Raw genomic sequence first — 23,786 nt, forward strand, 5'->3', positions numbered from 1 at the left:
TAGGGAAACAGGTGATTGGGTTATGCAAACATATAGATACAATAGTGCTTTAAGAAAAGCTTTGATTGTAGATATAGAGGCAGGAAGAGAACTAATGGTTCAAATAGGTTTAGAAGAAGGATTTACTAGTAAAAATACCCTTGTCATCAGTCACTTTATTGATCAATTGTTGAACCAGTTAGCAAAGATCAATAAAACTGATTAGGGGTATCTTTCATGGAAAAGTAAAAGCAACCTCCGCATTGGCAAGCGAGGCTGCTTTTTATTTTGCTGTTGTGTGATATATATATAAATTTTTCACTGTGGTGTATGGAGAGGAGAAAAAGTTCCCTCTCTTTTTTTTGTGATTATATGGTATAATTGTAAAGTTTATCTTTACTGAAAATATAAACAGGATTATGCTATTTTAATCCAGAAATTAATTGTTTAACATTAAAATAAACAATATTCTTTGAAAATAAGATATAAGGAGAAGTGTATGAAAAAAGTAATTCTTTTTAACTTCAACGGGACCATTACAAATACAAAATTTTTAGCAATTGATATGTATAACGAAATTGCCGAGAAGCAGGGATACAAAAAAATTTCAGAAGAACATGTTCCTTATTTGAGTGCATTATTGATACGTAATAGATGCAAGGTACTTAATCTACCTTTATATAAAATGCCCTTAGTTGGTATCGCTATAAAAAGAAGATCTCAACAATATATTCCTAATTTAAAACCTGTGTCTGGAATGAAAGAAACTCTCAGTCTTTTAAAACAGGAGGGTTATAAAATAGGATTTACAACAAGTAATAATCAAGTTGTAATGAATAAATTTTTAACAAATCATTCTATTAATATATTTGATTATAGTCATTTTTCTTTTAGTCCTCTCTCTAAATCAAAAGATATTTCTTCATTTTTGAAAAAGTATGATTTAAAGAAAGAAAATGTGGTTTATGTAGGTGACGAACTAAGAGACATTAAAGCAGCTAAGAAAAATGGCCTTTTTTGTATAGCAGTATCTTGGGGATTCGACTCAGTAGAGCTTTTAAATACAGGACGTGCAGATAAGGTTATAACACAACCTAAAGAGATTGTAGATGTTTTATCAAGAATATAATAATGGCTTTTATATTTCTTAATCTATTCCGATAAATTTGAAAACCCTTTGCTTATATGGGCAAAGGGTTCTTTTTTTATGTGAATATTTCTTAAGTTGCAAACCCGTGGAGTTATATTTGTAGTCCTTTTTTTCCTGTATGTAATCTATCAGTATTTGGCGTTCATCCTCAAATAACATTTTTAAGTTACTAATCTCTGATAAAGGCTTCCAGCAAATATCTAATATCAACTCATCTGGATCTTGAAATTTCCTTTCCCCACCTAACAACTTCACTTCGAAATACTTAATATGGACATTTACATCATATGTGACTGTATCACGTTCACATATTTTATCAATGACCGAAATCTTGTATCCCGTTTCTTCCCAAACCTCTCTTATACAGCATTCTTCATATGTCTCAGAGCCTTCTATACCACCTGAAGGTACTGACCATAGTTCTGGCTGATTCGCCTTCTCCTGGGCTACCATTAATATTTAAATTTTTCAGATGCAACTAGTAGAAAAGCCAAAGTAATTTCAACATACACCTTTTATGTAAACCTAAGTGTGTTAGTCTATTAAAAGCGAAATAGAAAAGAGTGACCAACCTGGAAGAAATAAAAAAGCAAGAAATCGATCTTAATAAAGTGTATGACTATACTGAATTTCCGGATAAGATCTTAAATGGACTAAACTAATAAGAGGATATTATGTTCAATATATGAGCATATATCCTCTTTTCTTATTCGCATAAAGATCTCTATAGATATTTTAGTAAAATCATTGGTTCATTATTAAGAAATCATTTGTATTATCTTTTAATTTTATGGAATTAGTAACCTTTTTTTGTTTCAAATTATATTTTTCAAGAGTTTTACTTTCTGTAAGATAATAAAGGCTATCTTGCCAGTATTTTGTTTTAATGATTGCTTTATTAATTTTTAATTCTGTTTGATATATATAGCTATCATTGTAAAGAACAAATGTTGTAGTGTTTTTAGATGTATTATGTTTTATTAAAAATCCTTTTTTTAATGGAATAACTTCATTACCATTATCATATTTTAAATGAATCTCCTTTAGTTCGTTACTTTTGAGATTATAAATCAAGACTTTGCTTTCACTTTGCTTACCTTCTTCTAAATTAAACATTGTTAGATAAATTTTATTGTGTTTAATATTCATATCTGACAGCGCGTATGGAATGTCTAATTTCACTTTCTTTAAGACTCTTAAATCCTTTGTCGAAAGAATATTCAAAGAAAATTGCTTATCTATAGGTTCATTCATATTTCTGGCTACAGTATATATTTTATTACCATATTCCTGTACTGAAAATGGTATGCCTTCTAATCTTTTACTAACCAGTTCACCAGAACTTTTTTTTAATTCATAAGTATAAAAATTTATATCATTTTTTTTATCAAAATTATAAACCATTAGGTCCCAATTATTATTATAAATATTAAATAAAGGGTAGGGCAAAGAGGAATTTTGTTTCTTTACTTTACCATTAGAAAGAGTAATTATTTTAGAATTATAGCTAGACAGTATCTTATACTCCTCTGCATCATAAGATATTTGTGTTAAACCTGATTCGTTGATATTTTCAGTTTTTATATTATCCAGTTCTTTGTCCAAAATTGTAACTTCGCTATTATTGCTATCTAAATCACTGCTTAATACAGCTATAAATTCTCTGTGATTAGTACACCCGGTTAAAATAATTAAGAGTATACATATTATGGTTATATTCTTGTACATTAAAATACTCCTAACGAAAAAGAAAGCGATATAAACTCATCGCTTTCTTTCTTTTATAATATTATTTCAGTTTATTACTTTTTCGAATATCAACAGGGAATACACCTGGGATACTACTTGAATCTAAATCATATCCTTGTTCTTTCCAGGCTCTCCATACCAATTGTGAGCAATACCATGAATCTGTTTTATTCTTAGAAGCAAAATTATAATTGTATGGTTCATACAGCTGAGCTTTAGTATATTTGACGGCTTTTGCTCTTTGAGAGGCTGTAGAATTTTTTACTCTTTGTACCTTCGCGTCTTTCCATCTATTTTTCCAATTATTGGACCAATAGCGTACTCCATCTTTAGAGGGTCCTTTATTTCCATAAGCTTCAATAGTGTTAGCTGAGTCTACCACTATTGCAGCATGACCTCCTGGCCAGGCATTAGCAGTAGAACTACTTCCTTTCATAGTAGTCAATACATCCCCAGTACTCCCCATGGAACCAGATACAGCCGACGCATGATAAGTATTTTGCTGTTCTGAAGATAATGACTCTTCTCTTATTTGGTTAACAGTTTCCTTTTTGACACTCTGTAATTCTTTACTGTATTGATTGGAAAAATCACTATACTGTAATTCTTCACCCTTTTTTTGGTAGTAATCATCAGAATTTATTTCTTCAGCACTAGCGCTATTATAATTTCCCATTAACAAAGAAGTGCTTAAAGATAATGTAACTATGGACAACAAAGCAGTTTTTCTGTTCATGTAACATATCCTCCATTTTATTTTTTACTTAAAGATCCGTTACCACTTGTACCTTTGACATAAGGTGACATATTAAGTTGTTGTAACCTAATTGAATATGTACCATTTGTAAGAGATACTGTTTTGTTCAAGCTCTCTCCTGATTTTAGAGTCCAAAATTTAACTTCTCTATCAGGATAGCTATCGTAGGGGAACATTATAGAAACTCGCATACTAGCCTTTCCAGTGTTTTTAGCTTTGATAATGGCTGTGGTTTTTGTTTCTTTAGGCTTCGTAGAAAATATTTTCACCCATGACCCACTCGAACTAGTCTGGTTAGAAGTTAACTTTGCACTGGAACTGGCAGCTTGAGCTAGTGATGATGAAGTAAACACTAGAACAAGCATTACAATTAATGCAGTTACCAACTTTTTAATTTTTGTAATTTTCTTCATAATTTATCTCTCCTTTCCATTTAACATATTACAAAAAAGTAAAATAATTGTAAATAATATTTTGTTATTTTTTGTTATTTATTAGTTTAAATGTGATATATTCATTGCTGTATATTAAGATAAAATGGAAATCAACATGTATTTAGTGTAAATTTACACTTTGTGTATTGAAAATAAGCTTATATCCTGTATAATCTTAATAGTAAAATAATCCAAAGGAGTATTAATAAAGATGAAAAGTATTTTTATTACTATTTTATATTCAATTATAATAGTTGGGCTTCTATTGATTTTTATTAATGATTTTTTTATGGTAAATCCAAACATATTTCATTTTTCTGTAACAGAGAAGTTAGGAATTTCGCAGTATAGTTATTTGGCCATATTTCTAGCTGTTTTTTTCCTTGCTTTATATTTACGGTTTGAAAAAAACTTTTCGTTAAAGAAAACTATGATTATATCTTTAATTTTGTGTGTAATTATTATTTTAATTATGTTGATATTGATAGGAAGCGTTGCTGGTAATATATAAGTTATAAATCATATATCTATTCTAATGATAAGCATTTTTAATAAGCATTTTATAACCTAGAAGGGCAAACATGAACGAAGATAATCAACTTTGTTCATGTTTGTCCTTTTACATACATGGAGAGAAAACTTTTTGAAATTTAGGATCTATAATCCCTGACCAAGAGAAGAAAGCGTTGACATCATCTTCATTCATAGACTATAATAAGCGAAAGAAACCGGTTCCAAGTCGACTTTCATTTAGTAAAAGTAGCTTCTATGAAAAGAAACATTCAATTACTTATAAGCTGTTTTTTTTAGTTTTTTGGAACCGGTTCCTACTTGTTCAGGCTATATCTTTTATAGATAGCAAGAAATACAGTCACGATCGAATCAGAAATATTAGTTTTTTTCTTATTACAGTTTCATTATATTATCATCACCAAAGGGGTGTTATCATCAAGTGGAAAATGGTTACAAAGACATAGCTAGCAAAGTAGTTGAGGCAATAGGTGGAAGAGAAAATATTTCATCATTTGCTCACTGTGCAACAAGATTGCGTATTATGGTACATGATCAAACAAAAGTAAATCAAGAAGCAGTCGAAAATATAGAGAAAGTAAAAGGTGCATTTTATAATTCCGGACAATACCAAATTATTTTTGGTACAGGAACTGTTAATAAAGTATATGAAGCAGTGAATGAGTTGGGTATTAAAGGCACGTCTACATCTGAAGTAAAAGCAGAAGCTAAGAAACAAGGAAACGCTTTTCAACGAGCTATCCGAACCTTTGGTGACGTTTTCGTTCCAATTATTCCAGTTCTTGTTGCAACCGGATTATTTATGGGTTTACGTGGGGTACTAACTCAAGAAGCAGTGTTAAATTGGTTGGGTTATACACCCAATGATATCCCTGAAAACTTCATAATGTTTACACAAGTTGTTACAGATACAGCTTTTGCATTCTTACCAGCATTAATTGCATGGTCAGCCTTTAAAGTATTTGGTGGAAGCCCTGTTCTAGGAATTGTCTTGGGATTAATGTTAGTAAATCCAGCACTTCCAAACGCATATGCAGTAGGTTCAGGAGACGCACATCCTATTCACTTCTTTGGATTTATTCCAGTTGTAGGGTATCAGGGTTCTGTTTTACCAGCTTTCTTTGTAGGTCTTTTAGGGGCAAGATTAGAGCGTTGGATTCGTAAAAAAGTGCCCGATTCAATTGATTTAATACTTACGCCATTTCTGACATTATTGATCATGATTACATTAGGTCTCTTCGCTATCGGACCAGTCTTTCATTCATTAGAAAACATAATTCTAACAGGCACAAAAGCAATTTTAGATTTACCGTTTGGTTTAGCTGGTATTATTATTGGTGGCCTACAACAAGTTGTTGTAATTACTGGCGTTCATCATATATTTAATTTACTTGAAATTCAATTATTAGCTGATACAAAATTTAATCCATTCAATCCATTAATTACTAGTGCAATCGTAGCTCAAGGGGCTGCAACGCTAGCAGTTGGATTGAAATCTAAAAATAAAAAAGTGAAAGCATTAGCATTCCCATCAGCATTTTCAGCCTTTTTAGGAATTACAGAACCGGCTATATTTGGAGTAAACCTAAGGTTCTTTAAACCCTTTATAATGGGCCTTATAGGAGGAGCAGTAGGGGGATTCTTAGCCTCGATTTTTCATCTAAAAGCAACAGGAATGTCTGTTACAGCTATTCCAGGCTTATTATTGTACTTGAATAATCAGATTTTTATCTATATTTTCGTTAATTTGATTGCCTTTGCTGTATCATTTATTCTGACATGGCTGTTTGGTTATAACGACAAGATGCTTAAGAATCGTTAATTATATATAAATTGTAATTAATAAACTACAATGAATGACATTAGAAAAAGCCTTATATCTAAATGGGACTGACCCCTAATAGTGAGACAAATAAAAAACACCTTTAAGTTAAAAAACGGGTATATACTACCTAACAATCACTTGGAGGTGTTTTTTCTATGAGGACAAGAGTTAGTTATCCAGCAGAGTTAAAGATAAAAGCTATTGAGATGAGATTAGCTGGTATACCTGTCAAAGAAGTGCTTTCCCAATTAAATATTCGCAGTTACACCCAATTAAAAAGGTTGATGAGATGGTATAAAAATGGAGAAATGCCTCGATTTGAACAGCCTGTAGGCAAGCAGTATTCATATGTAAAGGGACCTGGCTTTAAAAACGAAATGTCAAAATTGAAAGCAGAAAACCGGTATTTAACACAACAGATTGAGGTCTTAAAAAAGTACAAGGAATTGGAGAGGAAGTGGTCCTAGAAATCGTAGTGAACGTAGTAGAAGAGTTAAAAGATAAGATGCCAGTCTATCAAATCTGTCAGCACCTTGATATCCCTCGATTGACTTATTATTGCTCGAGGAAACAGGAACAATCAGAACGGACAAAGAAAAAGAAATGGATGGAACAACAGATCGGTGAGCAATGTCAAAAACATAAGTTCCGATATGGCTATCGAAAAATTACAGCCTTACTTAATCGAACGATGAAGATTAACCATAAATTTGTACAACGTGTCATGCAGAAATACGCTTGGCAATGTCGCGTAAAACGAAAAAAACGAAAGCAAACAGGGCAACCTTATCAGGTTGCAGAGAATATATTAAATCGTGAGTTTCAAGCTGATCGCCCTCTTCAGAAATTAGTAACTGATATTACCTACTTGCCTTTTGGACCTAAGCAGTTGTATCTTTCAAGTATTCAAGATTTATTTAATGGGGAAATCATTGCATATTCGATTGGTGATCATCAAAATGTAGAATTTGTCTTAGATACGTTAAGCCAACTTCCTTTTTTACCTAAAGAATGTACGTTGCATAGTGACCAAGGATCTGTGTACACATCGCATCTCCATCAACAAAAAATTAAAGAAAGAGGCATTATCTGCGGATGTCCCGTAAAGGAACATCCGCAGATAATGCCTCCATTGAATCGTTTCATTCCTCGCTAAAGTCTGAAACGTTCTACCTCGACGAGTTAACATATACGACGACCACCATCGTCGAACAAATTGTCGAAAACTATATTACTTATTACAACAATGCCCGTATTCAAACGAAACTAAACAACCAGTCACCAGTACAATACCGGCAGCTGGCTGTTTAAAAGGTGCTTTGAGTCCTGTCTTACAAACAGGGTGCAGTCCCATGGTTAATAGGGGTTTTTAATTTTTAATCCAAATATGTATCTGATATACAAGCAAAAATATTTTTTATACCGAAAATACGCTATATGTAAACTGGTTCTGCATATGATATAAATTTAAAGTAGACATCTTCTTCATTTGTAAAGGCAAGCCATTCTTGTTGGCTTGCCTTATTTTGTGCTATTCTTATTTTGTGCTATTCTTATTTCATTTTATAATTTTTCTACTGCATATAATAACAATTCCTCAATGTTTCTTTTACCTAATTTTTTCGCTTTTTGCTGTAACTCTTCTTTCAAATCACTTGTTACTTTTACCCGTATAACTTCTAAGTCGCTATCAATATAAATCCCACGGCTGCGTTTATTAATATTCCCTGAGATAAGGACCGACTCTAATAACTCCACGATTTCTTGTGCTGATTCCGTCAATAATACAGGTTTGATTTCAACGATAAATTGCTCTTTCTCTTCTTGTGGTGTAATCCTCATATTGGTGGGGCTTAGGTACTGATAAAATAAATCCATGAGCTTATAAAGCTGTGATTTCGCATAAGCTGTCTGCTTAAAAGCAAACGTGGCATATCCTTCTTTGGTAATCGTTTTTTTAGATTCAATTTTATAGGCTGCTTCAAAGCCTCGATGAAGTAATTCCTCTAATGTTATCTCTTCATGCTGTTCTGTAACAGCCATAATTGGATCCTCTACCGAGATAATACGGGCAAGCTGCTCTTTTTCTTCGTCTTTCTTCACAAAAAGCTGAAATAGCGCAATGTTTTGTTCGGCATGATAAAAATGTCGCTTACTTGGTTTGCGCCCAACCTCATGAGTACGCTTAAACTCTTCTAAATCTTCCTCATTCACAAAATAACAATTGATTCCCCGGTATTCTTCTTGGAACGCTGGTAACAGTTCTTGTTTAATATACTTATTGACTGTTGTGACGGAGATATCCAGTTGCTGCGCGACTTCTTTTGTCGTAAGCCCAGGCTTCTTTAACTCTTCTTGTAAACGAACAACATCCTCGATATCAAATTCATAGCGTCCTTCAATATGCCAGTCATCTTTATTAATAGGATTCAATTTTCCTTGTTGAATATATGTATAAATCGTTTTCTTTGATGAAATAGATAACATCTCCATCACATCTTCAATGGTAATAATTTTAGTAGGATTATCAATCATGACATACACTCCTAATCTTTTTCTTTTATCTAATAATTAATTATATCATATTTACATATAGTTATATATTAAAAGTTTTCTTAACAGATATGTAAATGATAAAACTAACTTATATAATTTTATGTTTTAATATTTACTTTAGATGATGACAAATAGGAGATTTTTCTACAAACTATATAAATAATAAACTATTTTTACAAAAAGTAAGTTTACACTTTTACTTTTAAATAAGTTACAATTAATAAGTAATAAATATAATAAGTAACTGTAAAAGAGTATTTAATTATAGAAACCTTATATATTTATTTATTACAGCTAGTATTTTTAACATTTTTATTAAAATTATCAATGCGTTTAAAAGGGTAGTTGTAATCTATATACATATAAACAGAAACTTAACCCCTGAATAGAGAAAAAGATATCTTAAGACAAGGGAGATCTATAAATAAGATGGCATGCTTTACGAAAGGAGAGGTTTTATGCAAGATTTCTCATTAGTACATGTAGGAACAGAAGTAAGGGAAAGAAAAGGAGATTTCAATAAAATCGTTTCATTAATGCTGGACACTACATACTACGATGCCTTAGAAGAAAGAAATGAGCATCACCAGAGAAAAAATGAAGATATGTTTAGCGATTTTACGGATGAAGAAATGATGTACTACTATGTCCATCAACGAAAGCATATCAGAAAGGATCGAGAACGAAAAGAAAATACAAAAACCGAATACGTACGGATTTTGTTGCAGTTTTATCAGTATGCGGTACAAAGTGAGTCGTTCCTGCGCCAAGATGTTGACTATTATATAGAAGAAGCTATTTTTAAAAACCTACGTCCTTGGCATATACGTAACTACCAGGCCTATTTAAGTACCGCATTATTGGGTAAGGGTGGGAAACCTTATTCACCCGCAACTTTAGATGCCAAAATGACGATTTTAAAGAGTTTTATGAAGTGGTTACATGAAATAAAATATATCCAGCATTCTTTACATAAAGAAATCTTGAGTACATCACTATCTGAACAAGAAATTCCGAACCGAGATTTGTATTATCATGAAGTCAAACAGCTGCTAGACTACTACAAAGATCATCCCATTAATCATGGATTGTTAACGATGCTAGCCATGACAGGCCTTCGTGTTCAAGAAATAGCTAAAGCCTCGTGGGGAGACATATACCTAGACAGTTTAAGTGGTCATTATCGACTAAGAGGAGTAGGGAAGGGTGGAAAGAAATTTGATAAGTTACTCCATCCAAATCTTTATAAACGTATTCTTGCTTTTCGAGAACGGCGTCATGTCAGTACAGCATTAAATTCAAGTGATCAAGGTCCATTATTTCCAACTAAAGATGGAGACTATTATCAATATAAAAACTTAAGTAATTATATTGTGCGTATCATTGAACGAACGGAATTACCTTTTGTAAAAGAACGGAATGACAGGATTACGCCTCATTATTTCCGTCATTTTTATGCGATTTATAGTAGGCAGCAGGGAGCCGATATTTTCTTAATTCAAAAGGAGCTTGGCCATAGTGATCGTAAAACAACGGAACGTTATCTAGAGAAGGTTTTGCAAAGAGAGCAAGAAATTGGGCTAATGTGGAAGGAACAAGATTTTTAATTGAAATAATATTCTTCAATACCTCATAAAACTATTAGTATATTAGTTAACTAATATTATAGATTGGAGTCAAAATGATTGGGATATTAGGATATTGGGTAGCTTTACTGATTTGGTGGTTAATTAAACATTTTAAGGGTAGCTCACTTGGAGATATAAAAGACTTCATGAATGGATTGCCAGTGGGTTTTTGGACATTGCTAACCGGTATTTTAACGGCTATTGTAGCACTTGCTACTTTATTGGTCACACAGCTTATGAATGCTAGAACACAGAAAATTCAAATAGGTCATCAAGCAGAATTGTTAGAGAAACAATTAAGTCACCAAAGAGAATTGGCTCAAATTGAATACTTTAGAGATAAGAGAACAGAAGCTATATTGGACTTTCAAAAGAACTTGGAAGAGTCACGAGGTATCTTAGAATATTTCCATAGTGAAACAGCTGATTTTGAACGTCGCATGAAGTTGAAAATAAAATATAAAAAAGAGTTTTTGTCTACTTATCCAAAGTCACAAGAGCATGTTATACAAGAATTTGAGGCAGAGAATGTAAAAAACATGGTGGAATGCGCTTCTCATCAACTTCACAATATTGAAGAAAAGGTTTCATTTTTAAAAACGTCTTTTAATTTACTTGTAGTATATTTAGAAAAAGATGAAGAGAATGCATTGAGAGAGATTGTGAACGATATAGACTTCATATCTCATTATTTAACCTCTAAATTTAAGTTACTAAAAGAACCTTACTCTTCTGTCCATGAGCTGGATGTTTTAAGCTTGGTACATATATATGAGCCAAGTATAGTTTATCTTCAAAGGTCTCGTATAAAACTTGAACATGTAAGGAAAATCCTGCGTAGCTATTTACATTTTGAAAAATAATTCTTATCAAACTAAATCTGCATCTTTTATAGACATAAATATTATTGAAGTTAAAATCACACACCCTGTCAAGGTAGTATTAGATTGATTAAACTCAAGTAATTGTCTAATAAAAGCAAAATAGAGAAGAGTGATTAACTTGGAAGAAATGAAGGAGCAAGAAATTGATTTTGATAAAGTATATGACTATGCTCAATTTCCGGATAAGGTTAGTGGCCCATGCGATAACTGTAATTCAGCTTACTTCAAAAGTTCTGTAAAAGGTGGCGTTTTCTTACGTGAATGCCGGGAATGCGGAATGAAGAAGAGTATATAAACATATGATAACTGGGTCCTTCAGAATTTGAAGGGGCCTTTTTATTTATATGTAATATGGTTTAGTAATAGATATTTAAGTTTAAGCGAGAAGGCTAATAATTTAAACATTACGGTTTAGGCTCAATGTAAGAAGGAAACTCGGTAGGGTGTTGCATTCCTGTTACAATTAGAAGATAAGAAAACAGCAGAAATATAGTAATGATCCCTATTACTACAACGAAACGAAGAAATTTCTTGATTTTTCTATGTCTACGGAACTCATAAAAATTAATAACATTATTCATTCAAATACTCCTCGTCTTATTTTTTAGAAAAGCAGAATAAAAAAGGAAGATAAAACCTCCCCACTTATAATTCATAAGGTAGTTTTATCTCCCACTATACCATTATTTTATCTATATTATACTTATAATTTAAAATTATCTGTTATTTTCAATGTTAGCAACATTGGACACAACATTGAGAATTAGACTTTGTGACATTAGAGTTTCTAGATACAATACCTTTTATTTTTGAAAGGTAAGTCTCTTGAGCTAATGAATTAGTATCATGTATCTGTTGACGGGATGCGTAATTCATTGCACGTTGCTCTTGCATGAGTATAAACTCTAATTCATACATCATAATCAATCACTCCTTTATTATGTTATGCTTCTTTCTTCTGAACTTTATTGTTTTCACTTGAGCAACAAGTGCTTTTTTCTTCTTTTACTTCCACAATCTCAATATTGCAACAATCTTTCTCTTTCTTATTTCCTTTAAAAATCGACATTAGACCCATTTTCATCCACCTCCATTAAAGTTCTAATACTAAGAATAAATAGCCTGAAACAGTTGCCATTAAAAATACTGATACAATAAACGCACTTACTAATTTCTTGTGGAAAATACTCTTCAACATAATAATTTCAGGTAAACTTGCACCAGCACCTCCTATTAGCAGCGCCATAGTCGGAGCAATAGGGAATCCATTAACAAGTAAAGCTTGAGCAATTGGTAACATCGTTGATAGACGAATGTATAATGGAACTCCAATAATAGCTGCTAACGGAATAACCCACCATTGGTTTTGATCAGAAATAAATGTTAAGAAGTTGGTTGGCACTGCCTCTTTAATAATTGCTCCTACGAATGCACCAATTAATATATATACGAGAACTGAACGAATTAAATCTATAGTTTCCTTAATGGATTCCTTAATGTTTAAGACAAGATCTTTTCTGCGACGTTCATCTTGCTCTGGGAGATTCCCTTTAATCATGACTTTCTTTACTTGCTCTTTATAGTTTTTCTTATCTAAGTACCATCCAATGATCATAGAGAAAACAAAAGTTGTGACGGCGTAAATAGCTGTTACCTTTACCCCATAAATATAAGCCATCAACCCTAAAATCCAAGGATCTAATAAAGGTGAAGTAAATAAATAAGTCATTACGGTTTGGAAAGGAACATTACGATTAAGCATGGTTACCAGTAACGGAATAGTGGAGCATGAACAGAAAGGCGTAATAAATCCAAGCAAGGCACCTGCTAAGTTTCCTAGAAAAGGGTTTTTACTACCCATCCATTTTTCTACTTTTTCAAAAGGAACATAGGCTTGAATAAAACTAATGAAAAAAGAAATACCAAGGAATAAAACTAATAAGTTCTTACTTAAAGATAGAAACTCCAATAATACTTTGGTTACTACATCTGGCATAAAGCATTCCTCCTAATTCATTTAAATTTTGAAACTATGTATATTTACAATAGTTGCAAAATACAACTATTACTTTTAGAAAAAGAGGCATTAACAGCAACTGCTGTTTCTCATAGCCTCCAAAATTAAATCAATACTTTCTAAAACTTGACCACGTTTATTTTCTGGTACGTTAGAAAGGATTTCTTGAATATATACATTCATCTGTTTAGCAATTTCATCTTCGTATTTCTCTCCTTCAGGAGTAAGTGTAATCGTTACATATCTACGGTCGGTAGGGGATTGTATACGACTTACTAAATTGCGTTCTACCAACCCTTGAATATGACGACTTAATGTACTATTGTCTAGACCTAATGAAGACGATAGTTCATTTAATGAAGGTTTTTTTGTGCGCTCCACTTCAAATAATATATGACTTTGTACTAAGGAAACCCCACAACATTGGGCACCTTCTTTTTCAAGTAAACCAAAGCGTCTAATTAAAATTTGCAGCATCTGACGAAATTGATGAGATTCTTTTCCTACTTTTACGTTGTTCATATCCTTTTCACCACACCTTATTTGCTTGTTGAAACAATTGTAATCTACAACTATTTCAATTGTCAACAAATTAATTACCATTTTTTTCAGAATTTTTTTATTGACGCACCTAATAATTGGTTATATCATTTAATTAACAATAGATAACATTTTTATTTTTTACATAAAAATGTTAATTAAGTTAAAAGGAGTGTTGTAAACATGTTAGCTTTAAATCAAAAATTAAATTCTTATTTTGAAACCTTTTTTACTGAAGCAGTAGAAGGAGGCACATTACCTGAAAGAGAAAAAGTTGTAGCTATTCTAACATCAGCTACTTTGTTAAATGATCAAGCTACATTGAAGAACGCAGTTCTAACAGCTAAACAATTAGGGTTTACAAAAGAAGAAATCGGTCAAATAACAGGTATTGCAATCGCTGTAAACTCTCAAAAATTAAAGGATCAAGTTGAGTTAAAGGTAGAAAGTAAATCATCCTCTACATGCTGCCAGTAAGGAGACGATCTATGGATAATCAATATGTTATTTTAGTTAGCCCTAGAGATAATGAAGTTCAATTGGTACAAGAACAAGGTTATAAAACCATTTTATTAAGAAAAGAGATTTCATTTGATGAAATTTTCGATGTGGATGTGCCTGTTGAGATTGATTTAAACCATGAAGAAACCGTGTTAGAAAAGTGTCTAGAACTGGCTAATCAACTTGATATAATTTCGGTTTTTACTATGAATGAATATCGAATTCCTTTAGCATCTAAGATAAGTGAAATGCTGCAATTAAAGTATCAACTACCTTATGAAGCTAGCTTAAGATGTAGAAATAAAAAAATGGCTAGGCAAAAATTAAATGAATCTGGTGTAGGAGAGGTTCAATATCGTCTTGTTACTTCTGAAAAGAAGCTAGAATCTCAACTTCAAGGCATGGATTTTCCTCTTATCGTCAAACCATCTAACGATTCAGGAAGTAAAAATGTTTACTTATGCCAGAATCACTCAGAAATATCAACAGCTATTAAACATATTGTGCAAAGTAAGAAGAATATCGTGGGTCAAACCATTGATTCAGACATACTTATTGAAGAGTTTTTAGATGGGCCGGAGTTTAGTATTGAGTCTGTAACGGTTAATGCCCAAACTACTATTATTGGAATTACAAAGAAACTTGTAACTCCATACCCTCTTTCTATTGAAGTAGGACATGACTTTCCTGCAAACTTAAATGATAATGAAGAGAATGAAATTAAAAGGCTAGTAGAACAAAGCTTAGCTGCTTTAGGTGTGGATTTTGCTGTTACTCATACTGAAGTGAAATTAACAAAAAAAGGGCCAAGAATTGTAGAAGTAAACGCTCGACCAGGAGGTGATGAGATACCACATCTCGTCAAAGCAGTCACGGGGATTGATCTTAAAGCATTAGCTTTCCTTGTTACTTTAGGTAAAGGCATCGACTCTTTAGTGACATCTTCATCTACTGTTCCATCTGCTTCTATTCGATTTCTTTTAGCTAATCAGGATGGAAAAGTACAGTTTGACGAACAGTTCCGGTCTTCCTGCATAAAAGAACAAAAGTGGTATGTTAAAAATGGGGAATCAGTCAAACGAACCGAAAGTAATTTTGAACGTTTAGGCTACTTCATTGTCTATGGAGATGAACAGAACCTTTCAAGTAGCATAGCAGATTCCATAGAAAAGAAGTTATCTCTAAAAATTGGGAACTTGTTGGGGATTTAAATATGATTATAGACGTTGAAAATAAATTTAAAGCTCTTGGTGATAAAACTAGACTTGCACTTTTAAAGGAAATTTCCTGCTGTAAGGAGTTATGTGTCTCTGATCTACAAAAAAAGTTTGATATTTCTCAATCGAAGTTATCTTATCACCTAAAATTACTTGTAGATGCGGGAATCCTTATCCGTTGCGAAAGAGGAACTTGGTGTTACTATCAGGTAAATGATAAAGAAGTTAAAAGTATTCTGTCGCCTGTTACCTACCAAGAAATAATAAAAAACAGTGAGTCCAAGTAACTCACTGTTTTTTATTAAAAGCATTCTTTATAGGAATCTGCAGCTTTCTGATAGTCTCCTAAATGGAAGTAAACGTCGGCCACCTTTTTGCATACATGATCACATGGCATTGCTTGATTTACTAAAATCTTTTTTGCCTCCTCATAATTCTTTAGTGAGGTCTCTGTATTAGATAATTTATAATTAATATCTCCTAAAAGTTCGAATGCCTGTGCCTTATGCTTATTAACGTCATTCAGCTTTATAATGTCCTCGCATAAAGAAGACGCTTGTACATATTCTTCTTGTAAATAATATACTCTTGCAAGTTCTACCTGCGCATTCATAATTCGTGCTTCTTCAGCGTTAACATTCTTATAAATATTTATAGCTGTTCTCAAATCAAGGTCAGCTTGATAATAGTCTTTTTGGTAAGAAAATAAAATTCCTAGATTTGTATAGGTACCGGCTTCATGGTATTTATTTTCACTAAGTTTAAAATATTTAAGAGCCCGTTCGTAAGAGACTTTGGCATCTTTATAACGTTTCAACTCCATATTACAAATTCCTAAAGCCATAAAGATTTCCCCAGATTTATAAAAAGTACCTAGATTATCATTTAGATCTCTTGCTTCTTCTAAAAAGTTAATGGCAGAATAAAACTCCTTTAATTTACCGTGAACAACCCCTAGATTAACTAAAATTGATATCCTTATCATTCCACTAATTTGGTCATAAATCATAATACGATACGCTTTATTTAAGATATGAAGGGCTTTTTCATTATTGCTAACCTGACTGTGACAAGATCCTAGGGAATCTAAAGAGCGTAGCATCTCATTCGTATGTTTGCCTTTTTCAAGCTGGGAATAACTCTTTTCAAAAAAAGTAATAGCATGATTGTAGTCTTTTTTATACTCATAATACTTTCCATGTATCCACATTAAAATGCCTTTGTCATATTCATTTAAATCGTTACGAGACAAATATTCTTTCTTCTGAATAAATGTTTCAACTTTATCAAATGAATTCGCATTTACTTGGTTTTCTGCAGTTTTTATTTCTTTTTTCACTTGTGATAAAAGTAAGTCTTTGTTTTCTATTGTTTTAAAGAAATCATCAACTGTACAATCAAGTTTTTCGCTTAACTTTTCTAATACATCAAATGAGGGCTGAACAAGGCCTTTTTCAATTTGGCTTAGATAGCTTCTAGTAATGATGCCTTCTGATAAATCTTGCTGCGTTAACTTGGATTCTTTTCTTAATTCTTTTATGCGCTGACCTAACATAAAAACTACCCCAATCTTTTCTTATTTACCTATCTCTATTATTAACATTTTTGAACAAAATGTAAATAGTTTGTTAAATGTTCAAAATATGTTGACAAGGAATTCCACATCTATTACTATTTACTTAAAGATTTAACATTAATAACAAAAGTAAATAAAAATAAAAAATGTTAACTAATGTTAGTTAATGTTATAAGGAGGAAGATTAGGTTTTAGTTTGAAAACTATTAAAGAAGAATTACCCTTATTGTGATTGGTAGACAAATACAACTTAAATATTTTGAATATTTTTAAAAAAGGGGATAGGACGATGAAATTAAAATATAAGGTTTTGTTTATGAAGGTTACAATGGCAGCAGCTGTTATTATCATGATGTCAGACCCAGTTTGGCCAAGAGTTTAAATAAATAAATGAAATCAAAATTGAAATGTAAAATTGGGTTTATGTACGCAACGATAGCAGCAACTACTATTATCATGCTGATGACAGATCCGGTTTGGCCATAAGAAGAAATCAGGGGGATTAAATGATGAATATTTTACTAGTTTCAAACTTTGAAGGCGGCTTTCAACCCAACACTATTGCCACAGCAGCAACACCTTTAATCAAAGAAGGATTTAACGTTTCGATTTTAGATACGTATGTTGAAGGAATAGTTGAAGAAAAATTTCTAGATAAAGATTTAATTGCAATTTCGGTTCCCCTATTTGACGCAGTTCATGCTGGAATAGAAATTGCAAAACAAGCAGCTAACCTTAACTCCAAAGCTCACATCACATTTTTTGGACAACATGCTACTATCAATGCTAATCGTTTAGCTGGTAAATATAGTGATTCCTGTATTTGTGGGGAATGGGAACACCCATTAACTTTATTAGCTAAGCATCTTTCAGGCGATGTACAAGAAAAGATTCCAGGATTATTAAGCGCTGAACAAGCTATAAAAGGGGAATCAATACATCCTTACATGGCACGTAATCACCTAGACATACCTTCACGAGATTTACTACCACCTTTGTATAAATACCCTCAAAAACAAATTAATCATATTTTAGGATCAGAAGAAGTTGTAGGCTCAACTGAAATTGCTAGGGGCTGTCATCATAAATGCTTATATTGTTCAGTATTTGCAGCATACGACGGCAAAGTTATTTTAGTTCCAGAGGATATCGTGTTAACAGATATTCGAAATCTCGTAGCAGGAGGAATGACGCACCTTACATTCATCGATGCAGATTTCTTTAATGCGAAATATCATGGAATCAAAATTTTACGTAAACTTCACGAAGAATTCCCTGACTTAACATATGATTTTACAACTCGCGTAGATCACATCTTAGAAAATAAAGAAACTCTTTTAGAAATGAAGAACTTAGGAGTTAAATTTATTACGTCAGCATTAGAATTTCCTTCAGAAGAAGTACTTGATGCTGTCGCAAAAGATACGACGGTTTCAGATATCGAAGAAGCGATTGCTTACTTAAGGGAAATTGATATCAAATTAAATCCAACTTTTATTATGTTTAATCCATGGACTAAATTTGAAGATCTTACAACGTTCAGATCTTTCGTAGAAGAAAACCAATTAGGGAACATTGTAGATCCAATTCAATATGAAACAAGACTATATTTGTATAAAGGTTCTCCATTATTACACAAGGAATCTATTAAATCCTTAGATTTAGAAGAACATGAATTTCACTATGACTGGAAGCATCCAGATCCCAAACTGGACGAACTTTATTTTGAAATGTTAACGCCAGCTGAAGAGGGAATCTTCAAGCGATGCTGCTTGAAGTGCTAAGGAGGAATAACTAGTGGCTGAGAAATCTATGGTAGCAGCTCCTGTTAGGCAAGCACATGTCTTACCAAAGCTAGACCCTTACGCTGAAACAAAGAAAAAATTGATAGCAGAGTTCATTGGGACCTATTTTCTTGTTTTTGCAGGGACAGGAGCAATTGTTGTTGACTCTCTTACAAAGAGTTTAACTCATGTTGGAGTAGCCATCACGTTTGGTTTGGTTGTATTGGCTTTAATTTATTCATTTGGACATATCTCAGGAGCTCATTTTAATCCAGCAGTCACACTCGCTTTTCTATTTCTCGGTGAAATCAACAAAAGAGAAGCGACACTATACCTTTTTACGCAATTGATCGCAGCATCTGCATCAAGCATAACTTTATTACTTATGTTTGGGAATGTAGCGCACTTAGGGTCTACTCTACCTAGTGGTTCTTGGATACAAAGTTTCGTTTTAGAGTTTGTTTTAACATTTGTGCTTATGATGGTTATTTTAACATCAGCTGTGCATGGTAAAGCAGTTAAGTCATTTGCTGGCATGGCAATAGGAGCAACTGTAGCTCTAGAAGCAATGTTTGGTGGTCCAATTAGTGGAGCATCCATGAATCCTGCTCGATCATTTGGTCCAGCAATAGTATCAGGTACATTTAGTACTCTATGGGTCTACTTAGTAGCCACGGTATTAGGGGCCATTAGTGCTGCCTTAATTTATAAAATACTTCATGAAGAAGAGTAAAAAAACAGGGGGAATGGAAATGAAAACTGCAAAACTAGTGTTACTTGGAGGATTTTTAGGAGCTGGTAAAACGACTACAATGATTAACTCAGCTTTAAAACTTGAAGAGCAAGGCTATCGTGTCGCAATTGTAACGAATGATCAAGGAAAAGAGTTAATTGATACTGAGCTAGCTCGTAAAAATGGTCTAGATACAAAAGAAGTAACAGGTGGTTGCTTCTGCTGCCAATTTGAAGATTTATATGAAAATTTAACTGGTTTATTAGAGGAAAAGCAGCCTGATGTAATTATTGCAGAGGCTGTGGGAAGTTGTACAGATTTAGCTGCTACTGTGATTCAGCCTTTAAAACAGTATTATTCAGAACAGTTTAAGACTGCACCTTTAACAATTGTGGTAGATCCAGCGAGATTAATGCATGAGCTTAATGCAACGGATAAAACAAGACCTTCTTTTTCACAGTCAGTAAGCTATATTTTTGAAAAGCAATTAGCTGAAGCAGATATCATCGCGCTGAACAAATTAGATCGCTACTCTTCTGAAGAAGTTGAAAAACTATATAACTATTTACAACAACGTTATCCGCAAACTGTCATCCAAACAATCTCCGCAGAAAGGGGAGATAACCTTGATGTACTAACAGAAACATGGTTAACAACAGATTTAGGTGGAGACAAAGTACTTGATATCGATTACGAACGCTATGCAGAGGGAGAAGCTCAATTAGCATGGATGAATATTTTAGGTGACTTAAGTTCTGATCGAGACGTAGACCCACGTCAGTGGGCTGAAAGCTTCTTAGATAAATTAAATGCCCACTTTATAAGAGAGAAAATGGCTATTGCACATTTAAAAGTTCATGTAGGACTTGAAGATGGATACGTGAAAGCGAGTATGGTTCATACAGGTGATGAACCAACATTTACTGAGGAAAATGTACAAAATGCAAAACAACTACGAGTTGTTTTAAATATCCGTATTGAAGCATCTCCAGCTATCTTAAATCTGGTGGTGGCCGATGCCATTGGAGCTCTGAATAAAGAATTAGGTACGAAATGGAATGAAACATATAATGAGTGCTTTAGCCCACTACCACCAAAACCGGTTCATCGTTTATACGAAGTAATGTAAGGAGGACAAATAGATGAAATCAAATGATTTAATCGAAATTTTCCCAAGTATCCCAAGTGGCCAAGGAGATTGTTGTGATACAGATGCAGATTTAGTTACAGATACTGGTTGCTGTGAAGATAGCCAAAATTTTTATGAAGAAAGTCTAGAGTTAAAGGATCAATTAAAAGAGCACTTTGATAAATCAGTAAATGTACATCTTTATAATTATGATATTTCAATGGATCGAGTAATGGCTCAGAAAAAACTCAGTGAATTGATTAAAAAAAGAGGATTTGAGTATATAAGTGAGGATACGATTCTTAAATATGTAACGCCAGCTGTTGTAGTAAACGGTAACTTAGTAAGCTTTGCTACTAAGCCTCACTTAGAATTGGTAATAAAAGAATTTAATTAAGCGATAAGGAGTCAGCATGCTGGCTCCTTATTCATAGTAAGACTTATAGATAAAACATTGGCTTCCTAAATAAAAAGATAATCTTCCTTAAAGCTAAGGGACTATATCAGGATGAAAGGGTTTGAAGATAGAGATGCAAAATCAAAAGATAAGTACAGATATAGCAGTTCAAACAGGTTTAAGAAAGAAATTAAATATTGGGACTAACCCTTTAACCGGTTTAATCATTGCCATTTTAACTACATCTTTCTTTGTGATGACTGGTATTGTGCCATCAGGGTCTTTTATAACTTTTATAGGGTTATGTGTTGTAGCTTGGTTAGCAGCAGAAAATGGAGGAAACGATGTTTCTAAAGGTGTATCCTCATTAGTAGCTTCTGGCTACGCTAGTGCGTTAACAGCTATAATATATGGCGTTGTCATGACCGTAATTGGAGGAGTATGTTCCTTCTTTCTTGCTTCTAAACTAGTTGGTTTATTTACTGCCGGTTTAATGAATTCGGAATATCAACTCACAGGTATCATGGCTTTGGCTATGGCACTAGGGGCAACTCTTTGGGTAGCACTTGCCACTAAATTTTCATTACCTGTTTCTACAACACATGCCATTATCGGAGCCGTTATCTTAGTCGCATGCATCTCACAAGGTGTATCTAGTGTATTATGGGGGAATCTTGGAAGTAAATTTGTTTTACCTTTACTTCTTAGTCCAGTATTAGGTTTATGTATAGCTTGGTTCCTTAATTTATTTGTAGACAAAATTAAAATCAATCCTCAAGTAGGAAAAGGTATTGCCTGGATCTCTAGTGGTTTAATTTGTTTTGTTCGGTCGGTTAATGATACGCCAAAAATTGTAGCAATTGCTTTACTAGTCTCTGTATTAAATGGTTCCTCAGAGCAAGGCAGTACCTTACCTTTTTCATTCTTCATTTTAGTTACTGTAGCGATGAGCCTAGGGAGCTTAATTAAAGGGCTGCCAGTAACGGAATTATTAGCAAAAAAAGTGACTAAATTAGATGAAAATAGCTCCTTATCAGCAGTGCTCACTACCACCTCTTTAGTTATGGCCTCGAGTCAATTTGGATTACCGGCTTCTACAACCCATGTAAGTACTTCTTCTATTATTGGAGCTGGATTAAAAAATGGACGAGAAGCAATGAATTTCGGAGTTATTAGAGAGATTCTTCTATCCTGGGTTGTTACTTTACCTGGTGCCGGAATTATTGCAATGGTCTTCTACTATATTCTAAAGTTACTCCTTTAACAGCTATTATATCTTTATACGATTTCCGAAGTAGAAGAACATGTTAGAGATTCAAAAAAAGCCTGTCTCCTTGAAGAGGCAGGCTTTTCATTTAACAACAAGTTTTAGGGGCTTTTTCATTTGGCCCTACATTGGAGCTGATTTTATGAACATCACTATTTGCTTTAGTGTAAAAGAATTCCCATTCATTTCCGTCCGGATCTGTTACCCAAAATTTATCTTGAACAGCATAACAACAAGTTGTATCCATCTCCTCACGAGCAAAGAATCCTTCTTTCTCTAATCGTTCTTTATGAGCAATTACTTCTTCTGCATCATTAACTTGGAATCCAAAGTGGTTGACTTGGTTCCCGTTTACCTCATCACGTACGTTTAGAGTAAAGTTAAGTCCTGGTTCATCTAATAGAAATTTCGCATAGTCTTCTTTTATCTTCTCAGGTTTTATGCCAAATACCTTTTGATAGAACTCAATCGATTGGTCTAAATTCGTTACGTTAATTCCTACATGAACATATTTCATTTAAAATTCCTCCTTAGTAATATAAGCACTACGTTAAATCAAAAAAAATTGATATATCCGGTAAAAAATAAGGATAAAATTATCCTTTTTCATTTTTAAATAAACAACGTAGCTCCTCAGACAATGAATGATTTAGCTCTTCGTTGTTTAGATCATAGTAATTCCAAGTTCCCTTTTTTTCTTTTGTAATCAAGTTAGCATCCAATAAAATCTTCAAGTGATAGGATAGTTTTGACTGGGATATACCAAAGAATTCAGTTAAATCACACACACATGTTTGACCTCGTTGACAAAGCTCATGCATAATTTCTAGTCTTTTTTGATCCGCAAGAGCTTTAAACTTTTGTTCGTATTGTTCAAATGTTTGCTTCATATCTTTTACTGTATCCATTACTCTTCTCCTTAATCAACTTTTTTTGATTTAATAGGTAAATGTATTGTATGCTTTTTCAAAATTTGTATACGTAGTTTTTCCGCGTAACATTGGATCATCATGAAAAAAACGTTTGAATATAAGGGTTTTAGCTTCGTTTTTGTCTATATTTTGTGTATTGACGACTAATCGGAAATAAGCATGAAAATACTCTACAGATAGGTTTCCTGAATTGTTAATTC

At 33.0% G+C, this 23,786-nt stretch carries 24 protein-coding genes and 2 pseudogenes; 15 read left to right on the forward strand and 11 right to left on the reverse strand.

Annotated features, from left to right (window positions below):
* Positions 1 to 22 precede the first annotated feature (22 nt).
* Both ACO1DI_RS23025 and ACO1DI_RS23030 read left to right on the forward strand, forming a co-directional pair.
* Entirely contained in the window at positions 23 to 205 is a 183-nt protein-coding gene (locus ACO1DI_RS23025; RefSeq protein WP_228307829.1) for an aspartyl-phosphate phosphatase Spo0E family protein, read from the forward strand.
* Between the two features lie 273 nt (positions 206 to 478).
* Complete coding sequence (locus ACO1DI_RS23030) at positions 479 to 1,108, forward strand: HAD-IA family hydrolase (protein ID WP_423145640.1); 630 nt, start codon at positions 479 to 481, stop codon at positions 1,106 to 1,108.
* Between the two features lie 129 nt (positions 1,109 to 1,237).
* On the opposite strand, the pseudogene ACO1DI_RS23035 reads toward ACO1DI_RS23030, so the two are convergent.
* The 4 genes and pseudogenes from ACO1DI_RS23035 to ACO1DI_RS23050 form a co-directional block, all read right to left on the reverse strand.
* A pseudogene (locus ACO1DI_RS23035) lies at positions 1,238 to 1,582 on the reverse strand (NUDIX hydrolase); the annotation flags it as partial.
* Positions 1,583 to 1,873: 291 nt separating this feature from the next.
* A complete protein-coding gene (locus ACO1DI_RS23040) occupies positions 1,874 to 2,857 on the reverse strand; it encodes a hypothetical protein (protein ID WP_228307827.1) in 984 nt (327 codons plus the stop codon).
* 61 nt (positions 2,858 to 2,918) lie between these two features.
* Positions 2,919 to 3,614, reverse strand: coding sequence for a YiiX/YebB-like N1pC/P60 family cysteine hydrolase (locus ACO1DI_RS23045; RefSeq protein ID WP_228307826.1), 696 nt, complete (start codon positions 3,612 to 3,614; stop codon positions 2,919 to 2,921).
* A 17-nt stretch (positions 3,615 to 3,631) separates the two neighbouring features.
* Positions 3,632 to 4,048 (reverse strand): hypothetical protein, encoded by a 417-nt coding sequence (locus tag ACO1DI_RS23050; RefSeq protein WP_228307825.1) that lies wholly within the window; start codon positions 4,046 to 4,048, stop codon positions 3,632 to 3,634.
* A gap of 973 nt (positions 4,049 to 5,021) precedes the next feature.
* Between ACO1DI_RS23050 and ACO1DI_RS23055 the strand changes: the two genes are divergently transcribed.
* Together ACO1DI_RS23055 and ACO1DI_RS23060 are read left to right on the forward strand one after the other, a co-directional pair.
* The gene (locus ACO1DI_RS23055) at positions 5,022 to 6,422 is read left to right on the forward strand and encodes a sucrose-specific PTS transporter subunit IIBC (protein ID WP_228307824.1); all 1,401 of its coding nucleotides are present in this window, start codon (positions 5,022 to 5,024) and stop codon (positions 6,420 to 6,422) included.
* 158 nt (positions 6,423 to 6,580) lie between these two features.
* A pseudogene (locus tag ACO1DI_RS23060) lies at positions 6,581 to 7,736 on the forward strand (IS3 family transposase).
* A 252-nt stretch (positions 7,737 to 7,988) separates the two neighbouring features.
* On the opposite strand, the gene ACO1DI_RS23065 reads toward ACO1DI_RS23060, so the two are convergent.
* Positions 7,989 to 8,960 (reverse strand): helix-turn-helix domain-containing protein, encoded by a 972-nt coding sequence (locus ACO1DI_RS23065; RefSeq protein ID WP_228307823.1) that lies wholly within the window; start codon positions 8,958 to 8,960, stop codon positions 7,989 to 7,991.
* Between the two features lie 479 nt (positions 8,961 to 9,439).
* Between ACO1DI_RS23065 and ACO1DI_RS23070 the strand changes: the two genes are divergently transcribed.
* The 3 genes from ACO1DI_RS23070 (at position 9,440) to ACO1DI_RS23080 (ending at position 11,788) form a co-directional block, all read left to right on the forward strand.
* Complete coding sequence (locus ACO1DI_RS23070; protein ID WP_228307822.1) at positions 9,440 to 10,588, forward strand: tyrosine-type recombinase/integrase; 1,149 nt, start codon at positions 9,440 to 9,442, stop codon at positions 10,586 to 10,588.
* Positions 10,589 to 10,662: 74 nt separating this feature from the next.
* Positions 10,663 to 11,472 (forward strand): hypothetical protein, encoded by an 810-nt coding sequence (locus ACO1DI_RS23075; RefSeq protein WP_228307821.1) that lies wholly within the window; start codon positions 10,663 to 10,665, stop codon positions 11,470 to 11,472.
* Positions 11,473 to 11,611: 139 nt separating this feature from the next.
* On the forward strand, positions 11,612 to 11,788 hold the full coding sequence (locus ACO1DI_RS23080) for a hypothetical protein (RefSeq protein ID WP_228307820.1): 177 nt from the start codon (positions 11,612 to 11,614) through the stop codon (positions 11,786 to 11,788).
* Positions 11,789 to 12,436: 648 nt separating this feature from the next.
* On the opposite strand, the gene ACO1DI_RS23085 is transcribed toward ACO1DI_RS23080, so the two are convergent.
* From ACO1DI_RS23085 to ACO1DI_RS23095, 3 genes are all read right to left on the reverse strand, one after another.
* A complete protein-coding gene (locus ACO1DI_RS23085; protein ID WP_264388366.1) occupies positions 12,437 to 12,571 on the reverse strand; it encodes a hypothetical protein in 135 nt (44 codons plus the stop codon).
* A 15-nt stretch (positions 12,572 to 12,586) separates the two neighbouring features.
* Entirely contained in the window at positions 12,587 to 13,489 is a 903-nt protein-coding gene (locus ACO1DI_RS23090; protein ID WP_228307819.1) for a permease, read from the reverse strand.
* A 90-nt stretch (positions 13,490 to 13,579) separates the two neighbouring features.
* The gene (locus tag ACO1DI_RS23095) at positions 13,580 to 14,032 is read right to left on the reverse strand and encodes a MarR family winged helix-turn-helix transcriptional regulator (protein WP_228307818.1); all 453 of its coding nucleotides are present in this window, start codon (positions 14,030 to 14,032) and stop codon (positions 13,580 to 13,582) included.
* Positions 14,033 to 14,233: 201 nt separating this feature from the next.
* On the opposite strand from ACO1DI_RS23095, the gene ACO1DI_RS23100 reads away from it, so the two are divergent.
* Genes ACO1DI_RS23100 through ACO1DI_RS23110 form a run of 3 tightly spaced genes read left to right on the forward strand, consistent with a single transcriptional unit; the run spans position 14,234 to position 16,055 of the window.
* Positions 14,234 to 14,527: a carboxymuconolactone decarboxylase family protein gene (locus tag ACO1DI_RS23100; RefSeq protein ID WP_047751984.1), complete on the forward strand. Its 294-nt coding sequence runs from the start codon at positions 14,234 to 14,236 to the stop codon at positions 14,525 to 14,527.
* A gap of 11 nt (positions 14,528 to 14,538) precedes the next feature.
* Entirely contained in the window at positions 14,539 to 15,762 is a 1,224-nt protein-coding gene (locus ACO1DI_RS23105) for an ATP-grasp domain-containing protein (RefSeq protein WP_228307817.1), read from the forward strand.
* A 2-nt stretch (positions 15,763 to 15,764) separates the two neighbouring features.
* Positions 15,765 to 16,055, forward strand: a complete 291-nt coding sequence (locus tag ACO1DI_RS23110; protein ID WP_228307816.1) for an ArsR/SmtB family transcription factor — start codon at positions 15,765 to 15,767, stop codon at positions 16,053 to 16,055.
* A 14-nt stretch (positions 16,056 to 16,069) separates the two neighbouring features.
* Here ACO1DI_RS23110 and ACO1DI_RS23115 read toward each other — a convergent pair whose 3' ends face one another.
* Positions 16,070 to 17,323 carry a helix-turn-helix domain-containing protein gene (locus ACO1DI_RS23115; protein WP_228307815.1) on the reverse strand — a complete coding sequence of 418 codons (1,254 nt, stop codon included), beginning with the start codon at positions 17,321 to 17,323 and terminating at the stop codon, positions 16,070 to 16,072.
* Positions 17,324 to 17,853: 530 nt separating this feature from the next.
* Here ACO1DI_RS23115 and arsL point away from each other — a divergent pair.
* The 5 genes from arsL (at position 17,854) to ACO1DI_RS23140 (ending at position 22,651) form a co-directional block, all read left to right on the forward strand.
* Positions 17,854 to 19,128, forward strand: a complete 1,275-nt coding sequence (arsL, locus tag ACO1DI_RS23120; protein WP_228307814.1) for an arsinothricin biosynthesis radical SAM protein ArsL — start codon at positions 17,854 to 17,856, stop codon at positions 19,126 to 19,128.
* Between the two features lie 13 nt (positions 19,129 to 19,141).
* The gene (locus ACO1DI_RS23125) at positions 19,142 to 19,861 is read left to right on the forward strand and encodes an aquaporin (RefSeq protein WP_228307813.1); all 720 of its coding nucleotides are present in this window, start codon (positions 19,142 to 19,144) and stop codon (positions 19,859 to 19,861) included.
* A 19-nt stretch (positions 19,862 to 19,880) separates the two neighbouring features.
* Complete coding sequence (locus ACO1DI_RS23130) at positions 19,881 to 20,990, forward strand: GTP-binding protein (RefSeq protein ID WP_228307812.1); 1,110 nt, start codon at positions 19,881 to 19,883, stop codon at positions 20,988 to 20,990.
* Between the two features lie 13 nt (positions 20,991 to 21,003).
* Positions 21,004 to 21,387, forward strand: coding sequence for an ArsD-related vicinal cysteine protein VcpD (vcpD, locus tag ACO1DI_RS23135; RefSeq protein ID WP_228307811.1), 384 nt, complete (start codon positions 21,004 to 21,006; stop codon positions 21,385 to 21,387).
* 121 nt (positions 21,388 to 21,508) lie between these two features.
* A complete protein-coding gene (locus ACO1DI_RS23140; protein WP_228307810.1) occupies positions 21,509 to 22,651 on the forward strand; it encodes an inorganic phosphate transporter in 1,143 nt (380 codons plus the stop codon).
* A gap of 91 nt (positions 22,652 to 22,742) precedes the next feature.
* Here the strand turns inward: ACO1DI_RS23140 and ACO1DI_RS23145 are convergent, their stop codons facing one another.
* Both ACO1DI_RS23145 and ACO1DI_RS23150 read right to left on the reverse strand, forming a co-directional pair.
* Complete coding sequence (locus ACO1DI_RS23145) at positions 22,743 to 23,171, reverse strand: ArsI/CadI family heavy metal resistance metalloenzyme (protein ID WP_047751976.1); 429 nt, start codon at positions 23,169 to 23,171, stop codon at positions 22,743 to 22,745.
* A 79-nt stretch (positions 23,172 to 23,250) separates the two neighbouring features.
* Positions 23,251 to 23,544 carry an ArsR/SmtB family transcription factor gene (locus tag ACO1DI_RS23150; RefSeq protein ID WP_228307884.1) on the reverse strand — a complete coding sequence of 98 codons (294 nt, stop codon included), beginning with the start codon at positions 23,542 to 23,544 and terminating at the stop codon, positions 23,251 to 23,253.
* Between the last annotated feature and the right edge of the window lie 242 nt (positions 23,545 to 23,786).

This window comes from Priestia sp. 40, assembly GCF_049368575.1.
In the GTDB taxonomy this organism is placed as follows: Bacteria; Bacillota; Bacilli; order Bacillales; family Bacillaceae_H; genus Priestia; species Priestia zanthoxyli.

Excerpts from the sequence above, each read along its gene's own strand:
- ACO1DI_RS23025 (WP_228307829.1), top strand. The coding sequence starts at position 23 with ATGCAAACATATAGATACAATAGTGCTTTAAGAAAAGCTTTGATTGTA.
- ACO1DI_RS23030 (WP_423145640.1), top strand. The coding sequence starts at position 479 with ATGAAAAAAGTAATTCTTTTTAACTTCAACGGGACCATTACAAATACA.
- ACO1DI_RS23040 (WP_228307827.1), bottom strand. The coding sequence starts at position 2,857 with ATGTACAAGAATATAACCATAATATGTATACTCTTAATTATTTTAACC.
- ACO1DI_RS23045 (WP_228307826.1), bottom strand. The coding sequence starts at position 3,614 with ATGAACAGAAAAACTGCTTTGTTGTCCATAGTTACATTATCTTTAAGC.
- ACO1DI_RS23050 (WP_228307825.1), bottom strand. The coding sequence starts at position 4,048 with ATGAAGAAAATTACAAAAATTAAAAAGTTGGTAACTGCATTAATTGTA.
- ACO1DI_RS23065 (WP_228307823.1), bottom strand. The coding sequence starts at position 8,960 with ATGATTGATAATCCTACTAAAATTATTACCATTGAAGATGTGATGGAG.
- ACO1DI_RS23070 (WP_228307822.1), top strand. The coding sequence starts at position 9,440 with ATGCAAGATTTCTCATTAGTACATGTAGGAACAGAAGTAAGGGAAAGA.
- ACO1DI_RS23075 (WP_228307821.1), top strand. The coding sequence starts at position 10,663 with ATGATTGGGATATTAGGATATTGGGTAGCTTTACTGATTTGGTGGTTA.
- ACO1DI_RS23085 (WP_264388366.1), bottom strand. The coding sequence starts at position 12,571 with ATGGGTCTAATGTCGATTTTTAAAGGAAATAAGAAAGAGAAAGATTGT.
- ACO1DI_RS23090 (WP_228307819.1), bottom strand. The coding sequence starts at position 13,489 with ATGCCAGATGTAGTAACCAAAGTATTATTGGAGTTTCTATCTTTAAGT.
- ACO1DI_RS23095 (WP_228307818.1), bottom strand. The coding sequence starts at position 14,032 with ATGAACAACGTAAAAGTAGGAAAAGAATCTCATCAATTTCGTCAGATG.
- ACO1DI_RS23100 (WP_047751984.1), top strand. The coding sequence starts at position 14,234 with ATGTTAGCTTTAAATCAAAAATTAAATTCTTATTTTGAAACCTTTTTT.
- ACO1DI_RS23105 (WP_228307817.1), top strand. The coding sequence starts at position 14,539 with ATGGATAATCAATATGTTATTTTAGTTAGCCCTAGAGATAATGAAGTT.
- ACO1DI_RS23110 (WP_228307816.1), top strand. The coding sequence starts at position 15,765 with ATGATTATAGACGTTGAAAATAAATTTAAAGCTCTTGGTGATAAAACT.
- ACO1DI_RS23115 (WP_228307815.1), bottom strand. The coding sequence starts at position 17,323 with ATGTTAGGTCAGCGCATAAAAGAATTAAGAAAAGAATCCAAGTTAACG.
- arsL (WP_228307814.1), top strand. The coding sequence starts at position 17,854 with ATGAATATTTTACTAGTTTCAAACTTTGAAGGCGGCTTTCAACCCAAC.
- ACO1DI_RS23130 (WP_228307812.1), top strand. The coding sequence starts at position 19,881 with ATGAAAACTGCAAAACTAGTGTTACTTGGAGGATTTTTAGGAGCTGGT.
- vcpD (WP_228307811.1), top strand. The coding sequence starts at position 21,004 with ATGAAATCAAATGATTTAATCGAAATTTTCCCAAGTATCCCAAGTGGC.
- ACO1DI_RS23145 (WP_047751976.1), bottom strand. The coding sequence starts at position 23,171 with ATGAAATATGTTCATGTAGGAATTAACGTAACGAATTTAGACCAATCG.
- ACO1DI_RS23150 (WP_228307884.1), bottom strand. The coding sequence starts at position 23,544 with ATGAAGCAAACATTTGAACAATACGAACAAAAGTTTAAAGCTCTTGCG.